We start from the raw sequence: 14,103 nt of genomic DNA on the forward strand, positions 1-14,103 counted from the left end.
ATCATCAATGGCAACAGTGGCAACAACATCATCGATGGCCTTCTCGGCGCCGACACGATGAGCGGCGCGCAAGGCAACGACACCTATTATGTCGACAATGCCGGCGATCATGTCATCGAGGCCAATGGTAGCGGCACCGACAATGTGCAGGCCTACGTCTCCTTCAGCCTCTCCGGTCAGGAACTGGAGAATCTGGCGCTGCGCAGCGCGGCTTCCATCAACGGCACCGGCAACTCCATCGCCAACATCATCACTGGCAACAGCGGCAACAACATCATCAACGGTCTTCTCGGCGCCGATACGATGAGCGGCAGCACCGGCAGCGACACCTACTATGTCGACAATGCCGGCGATCATGTCATCGAGGCCAATGGTGGCGGCACCGACAATGTGCAGGCCTACGTCTCCTTCAGCCTCTCCGGCCAGGAGCTGGAGAACCTGGCGCTGAGAGGTGGCGCCTCCATCGATGGCACTGGCAATTCCATTGCCAACATCATCACCGGCAACAGCGGCAACAACATCATCAATGGCCTTCTCGGCGCTGATACGATGAGTGGCAGCACTGGCAGCGACACCTACTATGTCGACAATGCCGGTGACCATGTCATCGAGGCCAATGGCGGCGGCACCGACAACGTGCAGGCCTATGTCTCCTTCAAACTCTCCGGTCAGGAGCTGGAGAACCTGGCGCTGCGCAGCGCGGCCTCCATCAACGGCACCGGCAACTCGATCGCCAACATCATCACCGGCAATACCGGCAACAACATCATCGACGGCCTTCTCGGTGCAGATACAATGAGCGGCGCGCAAGGCAATGACACTTACTATGTCGACAATGCCGGCGACCATGTCATCGAACTCAATGGCCAGGGCACCGACAATGTGCAGGCCTATGTCTCCTTCAACCTCTCCGGTCAGGAGCTGGAGAATCTGGCGCTGCGCAGCGCGGCCTCCATCAACGGCACCGGCAACTCGATCGCCAATGTGATTACCGGTAACAGTGGCAACAACATCATCAACGGTCTCCTCGGCAACGACACGCTATCCGGCAGCACCGGCAACGATACCTTCGTCTTCACCTCGGCGCTCGACGCATCGACCAATGTCGACCACATCACCGACTTCTCGGTGGTCGAGGACGCCATCCAGGTCGACAATGCCATCTTCGCAGCGCTTGGCGGCAACGGCACGCTGACGGCGGACCAGTTCATCAAGAACACCACCGGCCTTGCTGGTGACGGCAACGATCACATCATCTACGAGACCGACACCGGCTGGCTCACCTATGACAGCAACGGCAGCACCGCAGGCGGCTCAACCCACTTCGCCACGCTGGCCGCCAATTTGGCGCTGACCAATGCCGATTTCGTCGTGGTGTGATCCGCTCGAAAGATAGAGCTCCCCACGCAATCGCAGGCGCCCGATCACGGCGCCTGCGATTGCATGGGCATGTCTCCTGCGCCTGCGGTTCAAGCGTTGAACGGCACCGGTTTTTGAACAGTCTCGCTCCGAGCCGACTGGCGTTTCGGCAGTATTTTGACTAATAATACTCGGACAATACCAAATGGAGAAAGGCAGTGGCCAATCAGAGTGCTGTCGAGCAGGCAATCCTGGAATTGGTCAATCGAGCGCGGCTCGATCCCGCCGCGGAGGCCGCACGATACGGCATAAGCCTCAATGAGGGGGTCCCGTCCGACGAGACCATCTCCACAGCGATGAAGCAGCCGCTGGCAATGAACGACACGCTGCTCAGCGTGGCGCGTGCTCATAGCCAGGAGATGATCGACAACGACTATTTCGGGCATAACGATCTGGGCGGCCACGATCCATTCTACCGGATGACGCACGCTGGCTATAACTGGGACACCGCAGGCGAAAACATCGCGTTTCGATCTACTTCCGGCTCCGTCACACCGGCGATGTCTCTGCAGCTTCATCAGGATCTGTTTGTCGATTCGGGCATCACTGGCCGTGGCCACCGCGTCAATTTGATGGATCCGGACTTCCAGGAAGTTGGTGTCGGTCAGGCCCAGGGCATCTATCAGGGCCTCAACGCGACGATGCTGACCGAAGATTTCGGCCGGCCAGGCGCCAACCACCAGTTTCTCACCGGTGTCGCCTTCAACGACACCGTGACTGCCGACCAGTTCTATTCGATCGGCGAAGGGCGCGCCAACATAACGGTTTCCGTCAGCGGTGGTCCAAGCACGATCGGCGGCAGCGCCGGCGGCTATTCCGAGGAGTTGACGGCCGGTCTCAAGACCATCACGTTTTCGGGCGGCGATCAGGTGACAGCTGCGGTTCTCACCGCGACGATCGCGGCCGGCTTCAACGCCAAGATCGACCTGATGGGTCAGTCGACAATCCGCACGTCGGTATCGGTGACGGCGGTGAGCGGCATTTCATCTATCGTCGGACTTGGCACGAATGCCTTGACGCTGACCGGCGCTGACGGCACCCAAGCCATCTATGGCGCCTCGGGAGGCGACCACTTGGACGGCAAAGGCGGCAATGACACGCTGGATGGCAAGGGTGGCGCCGACACCATGTATGGCGGGGCGGGCAACGACGCCTACTATGTCGACAATGCCGGCGATATCGTCAGTGAAAGCACTGCCGGCGCCAACGGCTCCGATACCGTCAACGGCTACATCTCGATCAATCTCAGCGACGGCAACCACTTCACGGGCAATATTGAGAACGTCGCACTGCGCAGTGCGGCCTCGATCAACGCCACTGGCAACAGCCTGGCCAACGCGTTGAACGGCAATTCGGGCGTCAACACGCTGACCGGCCTTGGCGGCAACGATACGCTGGACGGCAAGGAAGGTGCCGACACCATGCAGGGCGGCATCGGCAACGACACCTACTATGTCGACAACGCCGGGGATCATGTCATTGAGGTCAACGGCCAGGGCGCCGACAATGTGCAGGCCTATGTCAGCTTCAATCTGTCCGGCCAGGAGTTGGAGAGCCTGCAACTGCGCAGCGCCGCGTCCATCAACGGCACCGGTAACTCGATTGCCAACATCATCAATGGCAACAGTGGCAACAACATCATCGATGGTCTTCTCGGCGCCGATACGATGAGCGGCGCGCAAGGCAACGACACCTATTATGTCGACAATGCTGGTGATCATGTCATCGAGGTCAACGGCCAGGGCACCGACAATGTGCAGGCCTATGTCAGCTTCAACCTTTCCGGCCAGGAGCTCGAAAACCTGCAGCTGCGCAGCGCGGCTTCCATCAACGGCACCGGCAATTCGATTGCCAACATCATCGCCGGCAACAGTGGCGCCAACGTTATCAACGGTCTCCTTGGCAACGACACGCTGTCCGGCAGCACCGGCAACGACACCTTCGTCTTCACCACGGCGCTCAACGCCTCCACCAATGTCGACCACATCACCGACTTCTCGGTGGTCGACGACACCCTCCAGGTCGACAATGCCATCTTTGCAGCGCTTGGCGCCAACGGCACGCTGACGGCCGCACAGTTCATCAAGAACACCACCGGCCTTGCCGGCGATGGCAACGACCACATCATCTACGAGACCGACACCGGCTGGCTCTACTACGACAGCGACGGCAATGCGGCGGGCGGCTCGACCCACTTCGCCACGCTTGCCGCAAACCTCGCGCTGACAAACGCCGATTTCGTCGTGGTGTAAGGAGGTGTGCCGGTCCGTCCCAAGCGGACCTGGCCGCGGCCAAAGTCCATCGCAACGATTCCGTCCCTACCCTCGCCGGCTAACTGCAAGTAAAAACGGTCAGTTGTACTGCTTCAGGAAACCTCGTAAGTATACGGTGGGGTATTAATCTTGGGTGGGAGAACGTCATGGCTGTGGTCAGCGGTGGTACGGTTTTTGGACTGAATTTCGATACGCTGCAGGTGGGAGCACTGCTCGACTACGACTTCGAGGACCCGCAGCCTCTATATGCAAGGTTTTTTGACGACGCGTCGAATTACACGCTCTTTCAGGGCTCTGGATTCACTTATAACGCCGGCGTCCCTACTGGTGGAACGGTCACATCCGTCCGGTATGTGGTGGCTGGCGGCACGGTGCTGCAGATCACGGGCCTGAACGTAGCAGCCGCCGACGTTGTGGGCTTCGTCCTGACCAATGACACGATGGGCCTGCTCGATCTTGCGCTGGGTGGCAATGATACGCTGAACGGAACGCCGCTGCACGACGTGCTCTATGGGTTCGGCGGCGCCGACACCATCAATGCCGGCGCCGGCGCCGACACGATGAGCGGTGGCACCGGCAGCGATACGTATTGGGTCGACAATGCCAGCGATCTTGTGATCGAGGCCAATGGCCAGGGCACCGATACAGTCAACAGCACGATTTCCTTCAATCTCTCCGGTCAGGAGCTGGAGAACCTGACGCTGAGAGGTGCCGCCTCGATCAATGGCACCGGCAACTCGATCGCCAACATCATCACCGGCAATTCCGGCAACAACATCATCAACGGGCTCGGCGGCATCGACACGATGAGCGGCGCTCAGGGTAGCGACACCTACTACGTCGACAATGCCGGCGACCATGTCATCGAGGCCAACGGCGGCGGCACTGACAATGTCCAGAGCTATGTTTCTTTCAACCTCTCCGGTCAGGAGCTGGAGAATCTGGCGCTGAGAGGTGGCGCCTCGATCAATGGCACCGGCAATTCGATCGCCAACATCATCACCGGCAACAGTGGCAATAACATCATCAATGGTCTCGGCGGCGCCGACACAATGAGCGGCAGCACCGGCAACGACACCTACTATGTCGACAATGCCGGCGATCATGTCATCGAAGCCAACGGCGGGGGCACCGACAACGTGCAGGCCTATGTCTCCTTCAACCTCTCCGGTCAGGAGATCGAGAACCTGGCGCTGAGAAGCGCGGCCTCGATCAACGGCACCGGCAATTCCATTGCCAATGTCATCACCGGCAATTCCGGCAACAACGTCATCAACGGCCTCCTCGGCAACGACACGCTGTCCGGCAGCACCGGCCATGACAGCTTCGTCTTCACCACGGCGCTCAACGCTTCGACCAATGTCGACCGCATCACCGACTTCTCGGTGGTCGACGATACCATCCAGGTCGACAATGCGATCTTCGCAGCGCTTGGCGGCAACGGCACGCTGACGGCGGAACAGTTCGTTAAGAACACCACCGGCCTTGCTGCTGACGGCACCGATCACATTATCTACGAGACCGACACCGGCTGGCTCTACTATGACAGCAACGGCAGTGCGGCGGGCGGCTCAACCCACTTTGCCACGCTGGCTGCCAACCTCGCGTTGACAAACGCCGATTTCGTCGTGGTGTGAGGGGAAGGATTACTTGGCTCGATGCGAGTATGGCACTCAATATAAACGAGCATCTGGCTTTGAATATTAAGATGAATGGCCGAAAATGAGCTCAATCAACGTTGATCTAAATTTAGATGCCGCCAATCAGCTATTGACGATAGACGCATATATATTTGTGATCCGTACATTGATCCAGGGAACGGGGGATCGTACGGCGAATTATATTGGACATTTTCTGCAGCTGGTCACTCTGACGGCGGTAATGGCTTTGAGCAGGTAAGTATCCACGAACCAGATATTGCGATAACTTTCGGATACCAATCCATCGAAATTCGAGCGAACAACTTTTTAGGCGGCGGCGTAAGTTGGTCAGCCGATCTTCAAAATTACACTCAAGCTGAGTTCGGCGCCGCAATATTTGGCTATGACGGTGACGCTCCGTTTTCCACCAGAATTGACATCGCATATGGAAGCGCCTTTGCGGATTTCTTCAGCCTCGGCCAGAATGATGATATCGCCTATGGTGCTGCCGGCAACGACATTATCGACGGCGGCGCGGGCGCCGATACCATGCAGGGCGGCATCGGCAACGACACCTACTGGGTCGACAATGCTGGAGACCGGGTGACCGAGCTCAACGGCCAGGGTGCCGATACAGTCAACAGCACGGTTTCCTTCAATCTCTCAGGCCAAGAGCTGGAGAATCTGGCGCTGCGCAGCGCGGCCTCGATCAACGGCACCGGCAATTCCATTGCCAACGTCATCACCGGCAATTCGGGTGTCAACATCCTGATCGGCCTCGGCGGCGATGACACGCTGGACGGCAAGGAAGGTGCCGACACCATGCAAGGCGGTATCGGCAACGACACGTACTTCGTCGACAACATCAGCGATCATGTCATCGAGGCCAATGGCCAGGGCATCGATACAGTCAACAGTACGATTTCCTTCAATCTCTCCGGTCAGGAATTGGAGAACCTGTCGCTGATAGGCGCGGTTTCTATCAACGGCACCGGCAATTCCATCGCCAACGTTCTCAATGGCAACGCTGGCGCTAATACACTTGACGGCCTCGGCGGCAACGACACGCTGGACGGCAAGGAAGGTGCCGACATCATGCAAGGCGGCGTCGGCAACGACACGTACTTTGTTGACAATGCCAGCGATCATGTGGTTGAGGCCAACGGCCAGGGCATCGATACAGTCAACAGCACGATTTCCTTCAATCTGTCCGGTCAAGAGTTGGAGAAGCTGACGCTGACAGGTTGGGCTTTCTTCATCAACGGCACCGGCAATTCCATTGCCAACGTCATCACTGGCAACAGCGGCAACAACATCATCGACGGCCTTGGCGGTGCCGACACGATGAGCGGCGCTCAGGGCAGCGACACCTACTACGTCGACAATGCTGGTGATCATGTGGTTGAAGCCAACGACCAGGGCGTGGACAATGTGCAGGCCTATGTCTCCTTCAACCTTTCGGGTCAGGAGTTGGAGAACCTGGCGCTGCGCAGCGCGGCCTCGATCAACGGCACCGGCAATTCCACTGCCAACATCATCACCGGCAATTCGGGTGCGAATGTCATCAACGGCCTCGGCGGTAACGACACGCTGTCCGGCAGCACCGGGCATGACACCTTCGTCTTCACCACGGCGCTCAACGCCTCGACCAATGTCGACCGCATCACCGACTTCTCGGTCGTCGACGACACCATCCAGGTCGACAACGCCATCTTCGCAGCGCTTGGCGGCAACGGCACGCTGACGGCCGACCAGTTCATTAAGAATACCACCGGCCTTGCCAGTGACGGCAACGATCACATCATTTATGAAACGGATACCGGCTGGCTCTACTATGACAGCAACGGCAGTGCGGCGGGCGGCTCGACCCATTTCGCCACGCTGGCCGCAAACCTGGCGATGACGAATGCCGATTTCGTCGTAGTCTGAACGTTAAGCGGGGGCACGTGGCAATTCAGATACAGAACCGTGGCGGCTCCGGTGCCGGCCCAGCGGGATTGTCCGCGCCCAGCCGCGCGCTAAGGTCGTGCGCCGCGGCATTGGTTTGCGTTGCCGTTTTCTCGGGAATGATCAATCTGCTTGGTCTGACCGGCTCGCTCTACATGCTTCAGGTCTATGACCGCGTCCTGCCTTCGCACAGCATTCCAACCCTGACAGTGCTCTCGATCGCCATGGCGGGTCTTTATATCGCCTATGGTTTGCTTGACCTCCTGCGGCTCAGGCTCCTTGCACGGATCGGCAGGCGTTTCGACACAAGCCTGCAACCCGCCGTCTTTGCTCTCTCGGTCTCGCTCCCTCTCAGGTCCGGTCAGGAAGGCACACGGCTTCAGCCGATCGGCGATCTCGACCAGATACGCAGCTTCATCTCGGGATCGGGACCGACAGCATTCTTCGATTTACCCTGGCTGCCCTTCTATCTGATCGGCATCTTTTTCCTCCACCCGCTGCTTGGAGCACTTGCGACGGCCGGCGCGATCGTGAGCGTATTGCTGACCCTGGTTGCCGAAGGGCTGAGCCGCGGACCCGCCAAACGAGCGATGGAATCGTCCATTTCCCGCAAGCAGCTTTCCGATGCCGGCCGCCGGAATGCGGAGGTGGTCCGCGCGCTCGGCATGGGACGTCGCATCGGCAGTCTCTGGCAGGACCGGAGCGAAGCGTATCTTGCCAATCAGTTGCGCATTTCCGATGTCGTCGGCGCGACAGGGACCGTCTCGCGTACGTGGCGAATGATCCTGCAATCGCTGATGCTCGGACTTGGCGCTTACCTGGTGATCGAAGGTGAGGCATCGCCTGGCATCATGATCGCGACGTCGATCATGCTCGCCAGGGCACTGTCGCCCGTCGATCTCGTCATTGCCAACTGGCGCTCATGGGTTTCCACCAGACAGAGCTATGGCCGGCTCAAACAGATGCTGCGCAATGCCGATGCGCAAGAAGCGCCTCTTACGCTTCCGCGGCCTCGGGAGACGCTGTCGGTCGAGGCTATTTCGGTCGGTGCTCCCGGCCAGCAAAAGCCAATCATCCAGAATGTGGCGTTCTCCTTGCAGGCGGGAGCCGGGCTAGGCGTCATCGGAGCAAGCGCGTCAGGCAAATCCACGCTGGCACGTGCGCTCGTCGGTGCATGGACCCCTCTTCGCGGCACTGTGCGTCTTGATGCGGCCGCACTTGACCAATTCGATGAAGAAGCACTTGGACGCGACATCGGATACCTGCCGCAGGACATCGAGTTGTTCGAGGGTACAGTTGCCGAGAACATCAACCGTTTCAACGCCAATGCGAGCGCGGATGCCGTCGTTGCGGCGGCCGAAGCTGCCGGGGTCAAACAGATGATCCTCCGGCTGAGCGACGGTTTCCAGACGCGTATCGGCGAAGGCGGCTCCGCGCTTTCCGGAGGCCAGCGTCAGATGGTCGGCCTGGCGAGGGCATTGTATGGCGATCCGTTCCTCGTCGTACTGGACGAACCGAATTCCAATCTGGACGGCGAAGGCGACATCGCCTTGGGCACCGCCATAAGGGGCGTGCGCGATCGAGGTGGCATCATCGTCGTCATCGCACATCGCCCCGCAGCGCTGGCGAATATCGATAACGTGCTGGTCATGGCCGGCGGAACGGTACAGGCGATGGGACCGCGGGACGAAGTGCTGGCAAAGATGACGCGCCCAGCCAATGTTCGGCCGGAACAGAGCCCGGGCGGCGAACGTGCACCAACTGTCGTGACCTTGCATGACAGGCGGCCATGATGAGCCACTCGCCCATGCAAACGGCCGACACGGCGCTATCGCACGCAGCAACCCTGCCCGCATTGCGACGCCCGTCGATGCGCCACGACGGAGTTCGATCGACCATTGGATCCGGCCTTATCGTTGTCGCGGCCCTTGTTGGCGGCATCGGCATCTGGGCCGGGACCACATCCCTTGCCGGTGCGGTTATCGCCAACGGAACTGTGGTGGTGGAATCGAATGTGAAGAAGGTGCAGGAGCAGACTGGCGGAACCGTCAGCAAAATCCTTGTGCGAAATGGCGACAAGGTTACGGCCGGCCAGGTCCTGGTTCGCTTCGACGATACGGTGGCACGCGCAAATCTCGGCATTGTCGGCCAACAGCTGGACCGCGCACGGCTGCAAATGGCCCGCCTGGAGGCAGAGACCATTGGCCGCGATGAGATGATCATCCCGGACGATCTGTCCGCCCGGGCCAGCGATCCCGCAATGGCAATCCTCATCGCGGGTGAAAACGCGCTGCACCAAAGCAACATGACGCTTCTGGAAAGCCAGAAGGCGCAGCTTGGAACCCGCAACGATCAATATCGCGAACAGATCGAAGGCCTCAAAGCCCAGCGCGCCGCAGCCCTGGAAGCTCTTGACCTGGCAACCAACGACCTCGCCATCATCCAGGATCTCTATGCCAAGAGGTTCGCGTCGTTGGATCGCCTGACCGCTTTGAAGACGCAGACGATCCAGCAAAAGGGCGAGGCCGGAAGACTCCTGGCCGCGATCGCCGAAGTAGAAGGGCGCATCAGCGAGAACGCGCTGGCCAGGATCCAGCTCGACAACGACTTTCGCAAAAGCGCCAATGCCGACTTGCGAGAGGCCGAAGGCAAGGAGGCCGAACTGGTGGAGCGCAAGCAGGTGGCCATAGATCAACTGGGCCATATGACGATAAAGGCCCCGCAATCAGGCGTCGTGCAGGAACTTGCGATCCACACGGTTGGCGGCGTTGTCGCGTCCGGCGAGACCATGATGCTGATCGTGCCGCAGACGGACGATCTGGTGATCGATGCCCAGGTTCCGCCCTTGCGCATCGACGATGTCAGCCTTGGCCAGGCAGTCGTCATCCGCTTCTCGGCCTTCGATCGCAACACCACACCGGAGTGTCATGGAACGGTGGATCGTATCTCCCCCGATCTGGTCAAGGACGCAGCCAACAAGACTGCCTACTACGAGGCCCGCATCAACATTACAGACGAGGCGATCTGCCTGAAAACGGCAACCCGGCTCATTCCGGGCATGCCTGCCGAATTGCATATCCAGACCGGTGACCGCACTGTCTGGTCTTATCTGATGAAACCCATCACCGATCAGCTTTCCCGGGCCTTCAAGGAATAATTGGCCCAAGATCGTCGGCGCGATTACTTCCGTTCGGACCCCACCTTAAGCGCGAAGCACCGAGAGCCAACGGTTTCAGACCAGCCCGTGAACGGATTCTAACCCTGTCCTGTCAAGAGGGACTGACGTTTGCCCTGCGGCCGTTTTTCAAAGACGACAATGCTGTCATAAACACAGATCGAGTCTGTTGCATTGGTGAAGGCGCTCGGCGGCAAGGCGCCGCGCGCGTGATGCGCGTTGATCTCGTCGAGCTTTGCCTTGGCGAATTCCATGAACGATCCCGGCTTGCGCAGCCCGCCGCCATAGTCATCCCAATAACTCGTATGCGTGTCCTCGACGAAGTACACCCCGTTCGGCTGCACGTGATTGTAGAGATGCTCGAATGTCGCGATGACATGATCCATCATGTGGCTACCATCATCGATGACGATGTCGATGGGACCATACTTCTCGACGATCCGATCGAGCAGTTGAGGGTCGTCCTGACTTCCGATGAAGACCTCAACCCCTTCGGACTCATGCGCCTTGCATGCAGGATCGATGTCTATTCCGACGATTCGCGCGCCCTCGCCGAAATAGGCACGCCACATCTCAAGCGATCCTCCCTTGTAGACGCCGATTTCAACGACGACCGGCCTCCGGTTTCGGAACCGTTCGAAGTGGCGCTCGTAAACGTCGAAATAGTGCAGCCACTTGTACATCTCCTTGCCGCTGTTGTTCAAAAAGTACTGATGCAGGAACCCGCCCATCATAGCCTCTTCACCAGCTTCGCAATTTGCCGCCGCCAGCTGCGTTGATTGTGATTGCCACCTGCTTTGCCGACGAGGTTGGCTCTGAGCCGCGCAAACACCGGCTCCCATTCGTTTGCAACCAGGCTAAGCGCCTCGCCAAGGTTTGCCTCGATCGCGGCAAACTCCATCTTTGCAAAGCGTTGGCCCGCATCGACCATCCATGAACGATCGTATCCGCCCTTGCCGAAGCCGGATATGACGGTGAGCCCGGTCCACGGCGTGGCAATGGTGAACACGTCGAGGTCCGGCCGCAGCGACTTGAGCGCCGGTACCAATTTCCAGACATCGCCGGTGTGGAATTGCGTCGTCGGCGGAACCCTTTGCGTCGCTTCGTCCAGGGCGGCGGTGTCGTGCACGAGCAGAACCGAGCCGGCGTCGCAATAGCGTTCGAGGTTCGCAAAATCGCGCAGCACCTGGTCGAAAGTGTGTAGACCGTCGATGAACCCGACGCCGACCGGGCGGCCGGCAAGCAAGGCGTCCGCTCCACCGCGATCAAAGAAGGCGTCACTCGTCTCCGGAAAAATGTGCGTCTCCGCGCCGAGCGCCACGGTGGCGCGTGGGTTGGGATCGATGCCTATTGCAAGGGTTGGTGCCTTGATCTTGGAAAGCGATACACCGTCAAAGACGCCTATCTCCACCACGACAGCGGGCTTCAGCTCTGCGTAAAGACGCTCCAGCCAGTCGTAATAGGAAGGCCCCGACATCCGCATACTGGCCAGGCCGGTATGGGCACCCACGCTGTCAGCGGCAAGCGCCAGTGCCTTGCGGTATTGACTATCAGCCGTTTCGTTCTCGCCGATGACACGGTGCGCATCGCCGATCGCCGTAAAATAGGCGGCATCCCGATCCTCACTGTACCGCGAAAGAAGGCCGGCGGACAAAAGCAGGCGTGACGTTGCAAGCTCGGCGGGTGCATGGCTGCTTGCCATGCGAGCGATGTCTGCCGCCGCCTTGTAATTCCCGCGCTCGAACTGGGCCTTGGCCAACTCGACGAGTGTCGCGGCTGCCTGGTTCGTCGGCGCGGGTTCTTCCGATGCCTTCAATGGCGCCCTGAAGCCCGCCGCCGTGGCTGGCCCGACGCCGTGCGGGGACGCAATCAGGGCGCGGGCAAGGTGCGGTGCAAGCGCTGGAGGCAGCGATCCCACGAACGCCGAGGGGGCGTGAAAGGTAAAGTCCTCGCGACCCCTCAATGCATCCCTTTCGGCCTTCCAGAGGAGCCAGTGTTTGGGCTGTTCGACGCTTGCGTTGGTGGCGACGCCCCCGTGCAACTGGTGAAATGTTGCCTCCCCCAGAGTGAGGATGAGCTGTGCCCGCGGCATCTCCATCGCTCGTTCGAGCGTATCGATGTTGACGAAGCCGCCTCCCGGATAGCTGAAGCGCTCATCCATGCCATCGATCGCCTGCCAGTTCTCCCGGCTCATGAACAGAGCATTGGCTTCGGATATCGGCGTGAACCACGGATCGACCGACGACTCATCCATCGTCCCGATCTCGAACAACCGATATCCATCTTCCGGCCATCGGATCGATTGCAAAAGCGAATCCTCTATGGCCTTCGTATAGCCATTGCCACGCGCATGCACCTGGGAGTCGCTGCCAAGATACCAACCAGGCGCGGCCACGACTGCCGTCGGAGCCATGCCCAGGCCGATGCGAGCGAAATGCACCAACCCGGGCGTCACGATCCGCGCGCCGTCGATCATCACGCCGATCTTGTCACCCCTCGCCTCGCTTATCCCGCGATTGACGGCAGCCGCCGGCGATGGCAATGCGTCATCGATGCGCAGCAGGCGAAAGTTCGGCCCATAGTCCGCGACCAGGCCCTCGCCAACGGCCGGTGATGATCCGTTATCGACGACGATGACCTCGTAATCGTCCGTCGTCACGCCTTGCTGATAGGGCGATGCGAGCGAAAGCAAGGTTCGCGGCAGTTCTCGGGGAATGTTGTAGGCGACAACGACGACGGACAGGTAGTTCGTTTTCATCGCGCTTCCGTGGCTCAGTTGTCAGCCATTGGCTTCTGCCACCAACCGCCTGTCCAGTCTATCTCGTGGAGCTCGGCTTTGATGCCGTTGCGCGCGCGGTAGTCCTCGACCGCCTGCCGGCATGGCGGAAGCGCAAGGTCGTCGATGATCGCGAAACCGCCGGGCGACAGTCTTGGATAGAGCGCTTCGAGGCTGTCGGTGGTCGATTCGTACATATCGCCGTCCAGTCGAATCAGGGCGAATGGACCGGCTTTCAGGCCAGGCAAGGTGTCCCCGAACAGGCCTTTGACGAAGACCACCTGGTCGTCCAGCAGGTCATAGGCGGCAAAGTTGGATTCGACCTGTGCCTGATCAATCGCCAGCTGGCGGAATTCGTGCAGCCTGTCACCCTGGTCGGCCGGAAAATTCTCGGGATCCGGCGGTGGCAAACCGTCAAATGAGTCCGCAACGTACACCTTCCTGTCCTTGATCCCGTTGGCGGCCAGCACGCCTCTCATGAGGATACAGCAGCCGCCGCGCCAGACGCCGGTCTCAATGAAATCCCCAGGCACGTTCTCATCGATGGCGCGCTGGACGAGATCGCGCACATTTGTCAGACGCCTGACGCCCGCCATCGAATGAGCAACCGTCGGCCAATCGCGACCCACGAGGCGATCCTCGCGATTGAAGGGGGTCGACTCTCCCATTTTCGAGGGATCGATCACCTGCGAACCAGAGCCGTAGATTGTATTGGCGATGATCTTGATCAGGAGATCTGTATAGAGGCGATTCATCGTCGACCTTTCAAGGCGCGTAACAGTTCCATATCGAAATACGCTGTTGCGGATATCCAAACGAAGTGCAACAGGATTTGCACGATCCAACCAGTCGCGCCATGCAAGCGAGCTGCGA

The 14,103-nt window shown here is 59.6% G+C and carries 8 protein-coding genes and 2 pseudogenes; 6 read left to right on the forward strand and 4 right to left on the reverse strand.

Annotation, left to right across the window (positions count from 1 at the left end):
- The 6 genes and pseudogenes from ACFFNA_RS05775 to ACFFNA_RS05800 all read left to right on the forward strand — a co-directional run.
- Positions 1 to 1,380, forward strand: a pseudogene (locus ACFFNA_RS05775) (calcium-binding protein); the annotation flags it as partial.
- 197 nt (positions 1,381 to 1,577) lie between these two features.
- A complete protein-coding gene (locus ACFFNA_RS05780) occupies positions 1,578 to 3,671 on the forward strand; it encodes a CAP domain-containing protein (RefSeq protein ID WP_378916419.1) in 2,094 nt (697 codons plus the stop codon).
- Positions 3,672 to 3,838: 167 nt separating this feature from the next.
- Positions 3,839 to 5,329: a beta strand repeat-containing protein gene (locus ACFFNA_RS05785; RefSeq protein ID WP_378916424.1), complete on the forward strand. Its 1,491-nt coding sequence runs from the start codon at positions 3,839 to 3,841 to the stop codon at positions 5,327 to 5,329.
- 441 nt (positions 5,330 to 5,770) lie between these two features.
- Entirely contained in the window at positions 5,771 to 7,261 is a 1,491-nt protein-coding gene (locus ACFFNA_RS05790; protein WP_378917320.1) for a beta strand repeat-containing protein, read from the forward strand.
- A 17-nt stretch (positions 7,262 to 7,278) separates the two neighbouring features.
- A complete protein-coding gene (locus ACFFNA_RS05795) occupies positions 7,279 to 9,072 on the forward strand; it encodes a type I secretion system permease/ATPase (protein ID WP_378916427.1) in 1,794 nt (597 codons plus the stop codon).
- The gene (locus tag ACFFNA_RS05800; RefSeq protein ID WP_378916429.1) at positions 9,072 to 10,436 is read left to right on the forward strand and encodes an HlyD family type I secretion periplasmic adaptor subunit; all 1,365 of its coding nucleotides are present in this window, start codon (positions 9,072 to 9,074) and stop codon (positions 10,434 to 10,436) included. Before ACFFNA_RS05795 ends, ACFFNA_RS05800 begins: the two co-directional genes overlap by 1 nt.
- A 98-nt stretch (positions 10,437 to 10,534) precedes the next feature.
- Here ACFFNA_RS05800 and ACFFNA_RS05805 read toward each other — a convergent pair whose 3' ends face one another.
- The 4 genes and pseudogenes from ACFFNA_RS05805 to ACFFNA_RS05820 all read right to left on the reverse strand — a co-directional run bounded on the left by ACFFNA_RS05805 (position 10,535) and on the right by ACFFNA_RS05820 (position 14,075).
- Entirely contained in the window at positions 10,535 to 11,185 is a 651-nt protein-coding gene (locus ACFFNA_RS05805) for a class I SAM-dependent methyltransferase (protein ID WP_378916432.1), read from the reverse strand.
- Positions 11,185 to 12,930 (reverse strand): class I SAM-dependent methyltransferase, encoded by a 1,746-nt coding sequence (locus ACFFNA_RS05810; protein WP_378917322.1) that lies wholly within the window; start codon positions 12,928 to 12,930, stop codon positions 11,185 to 11,187. Before ACFFNA_RS05810 ends, ACFFNA_RS05805 begins: the two co-directional genes overlap by 1 nt.
- Positions 12,931 to 12,939: 9 nt before the next feature.
- Positions 12,940 to 13,212: pseudogene (locus tag ACFFNA_RS05815) on the reverse strand (glycosyltransferase family 2 protein); the annotation flags it as partial.
- Between the two features lie 14 nt (positions 13,213 to 13,226).
- The gene (locus ACFFNA_RS05820) at positions 13,227 to 14,075 is read right to left on the reverse strand and encodes a TylF/MycF/NovP-related O-methyltransferase (protein ID WP_378916434.1); all 849 of its coding nucleotides are present in this window, start codon (positions 14,073 to 14,075) and stop codon (positions 13,227 to 13,229) included.
- Positions 14,076 to 14,103: the final 28 nt, after the last annotated feature.

Origin of the sequence: Mesorhizobium kowhaii (genome assembly GCF_042431665.1) — a bacterium.
GTDB lineage: Bacteria > Pseudomonadota > Alphaproteobacteria > Rhizobiales > Rhizobiaceae > Mesorhizobium > Mesorhizobium kowhaii.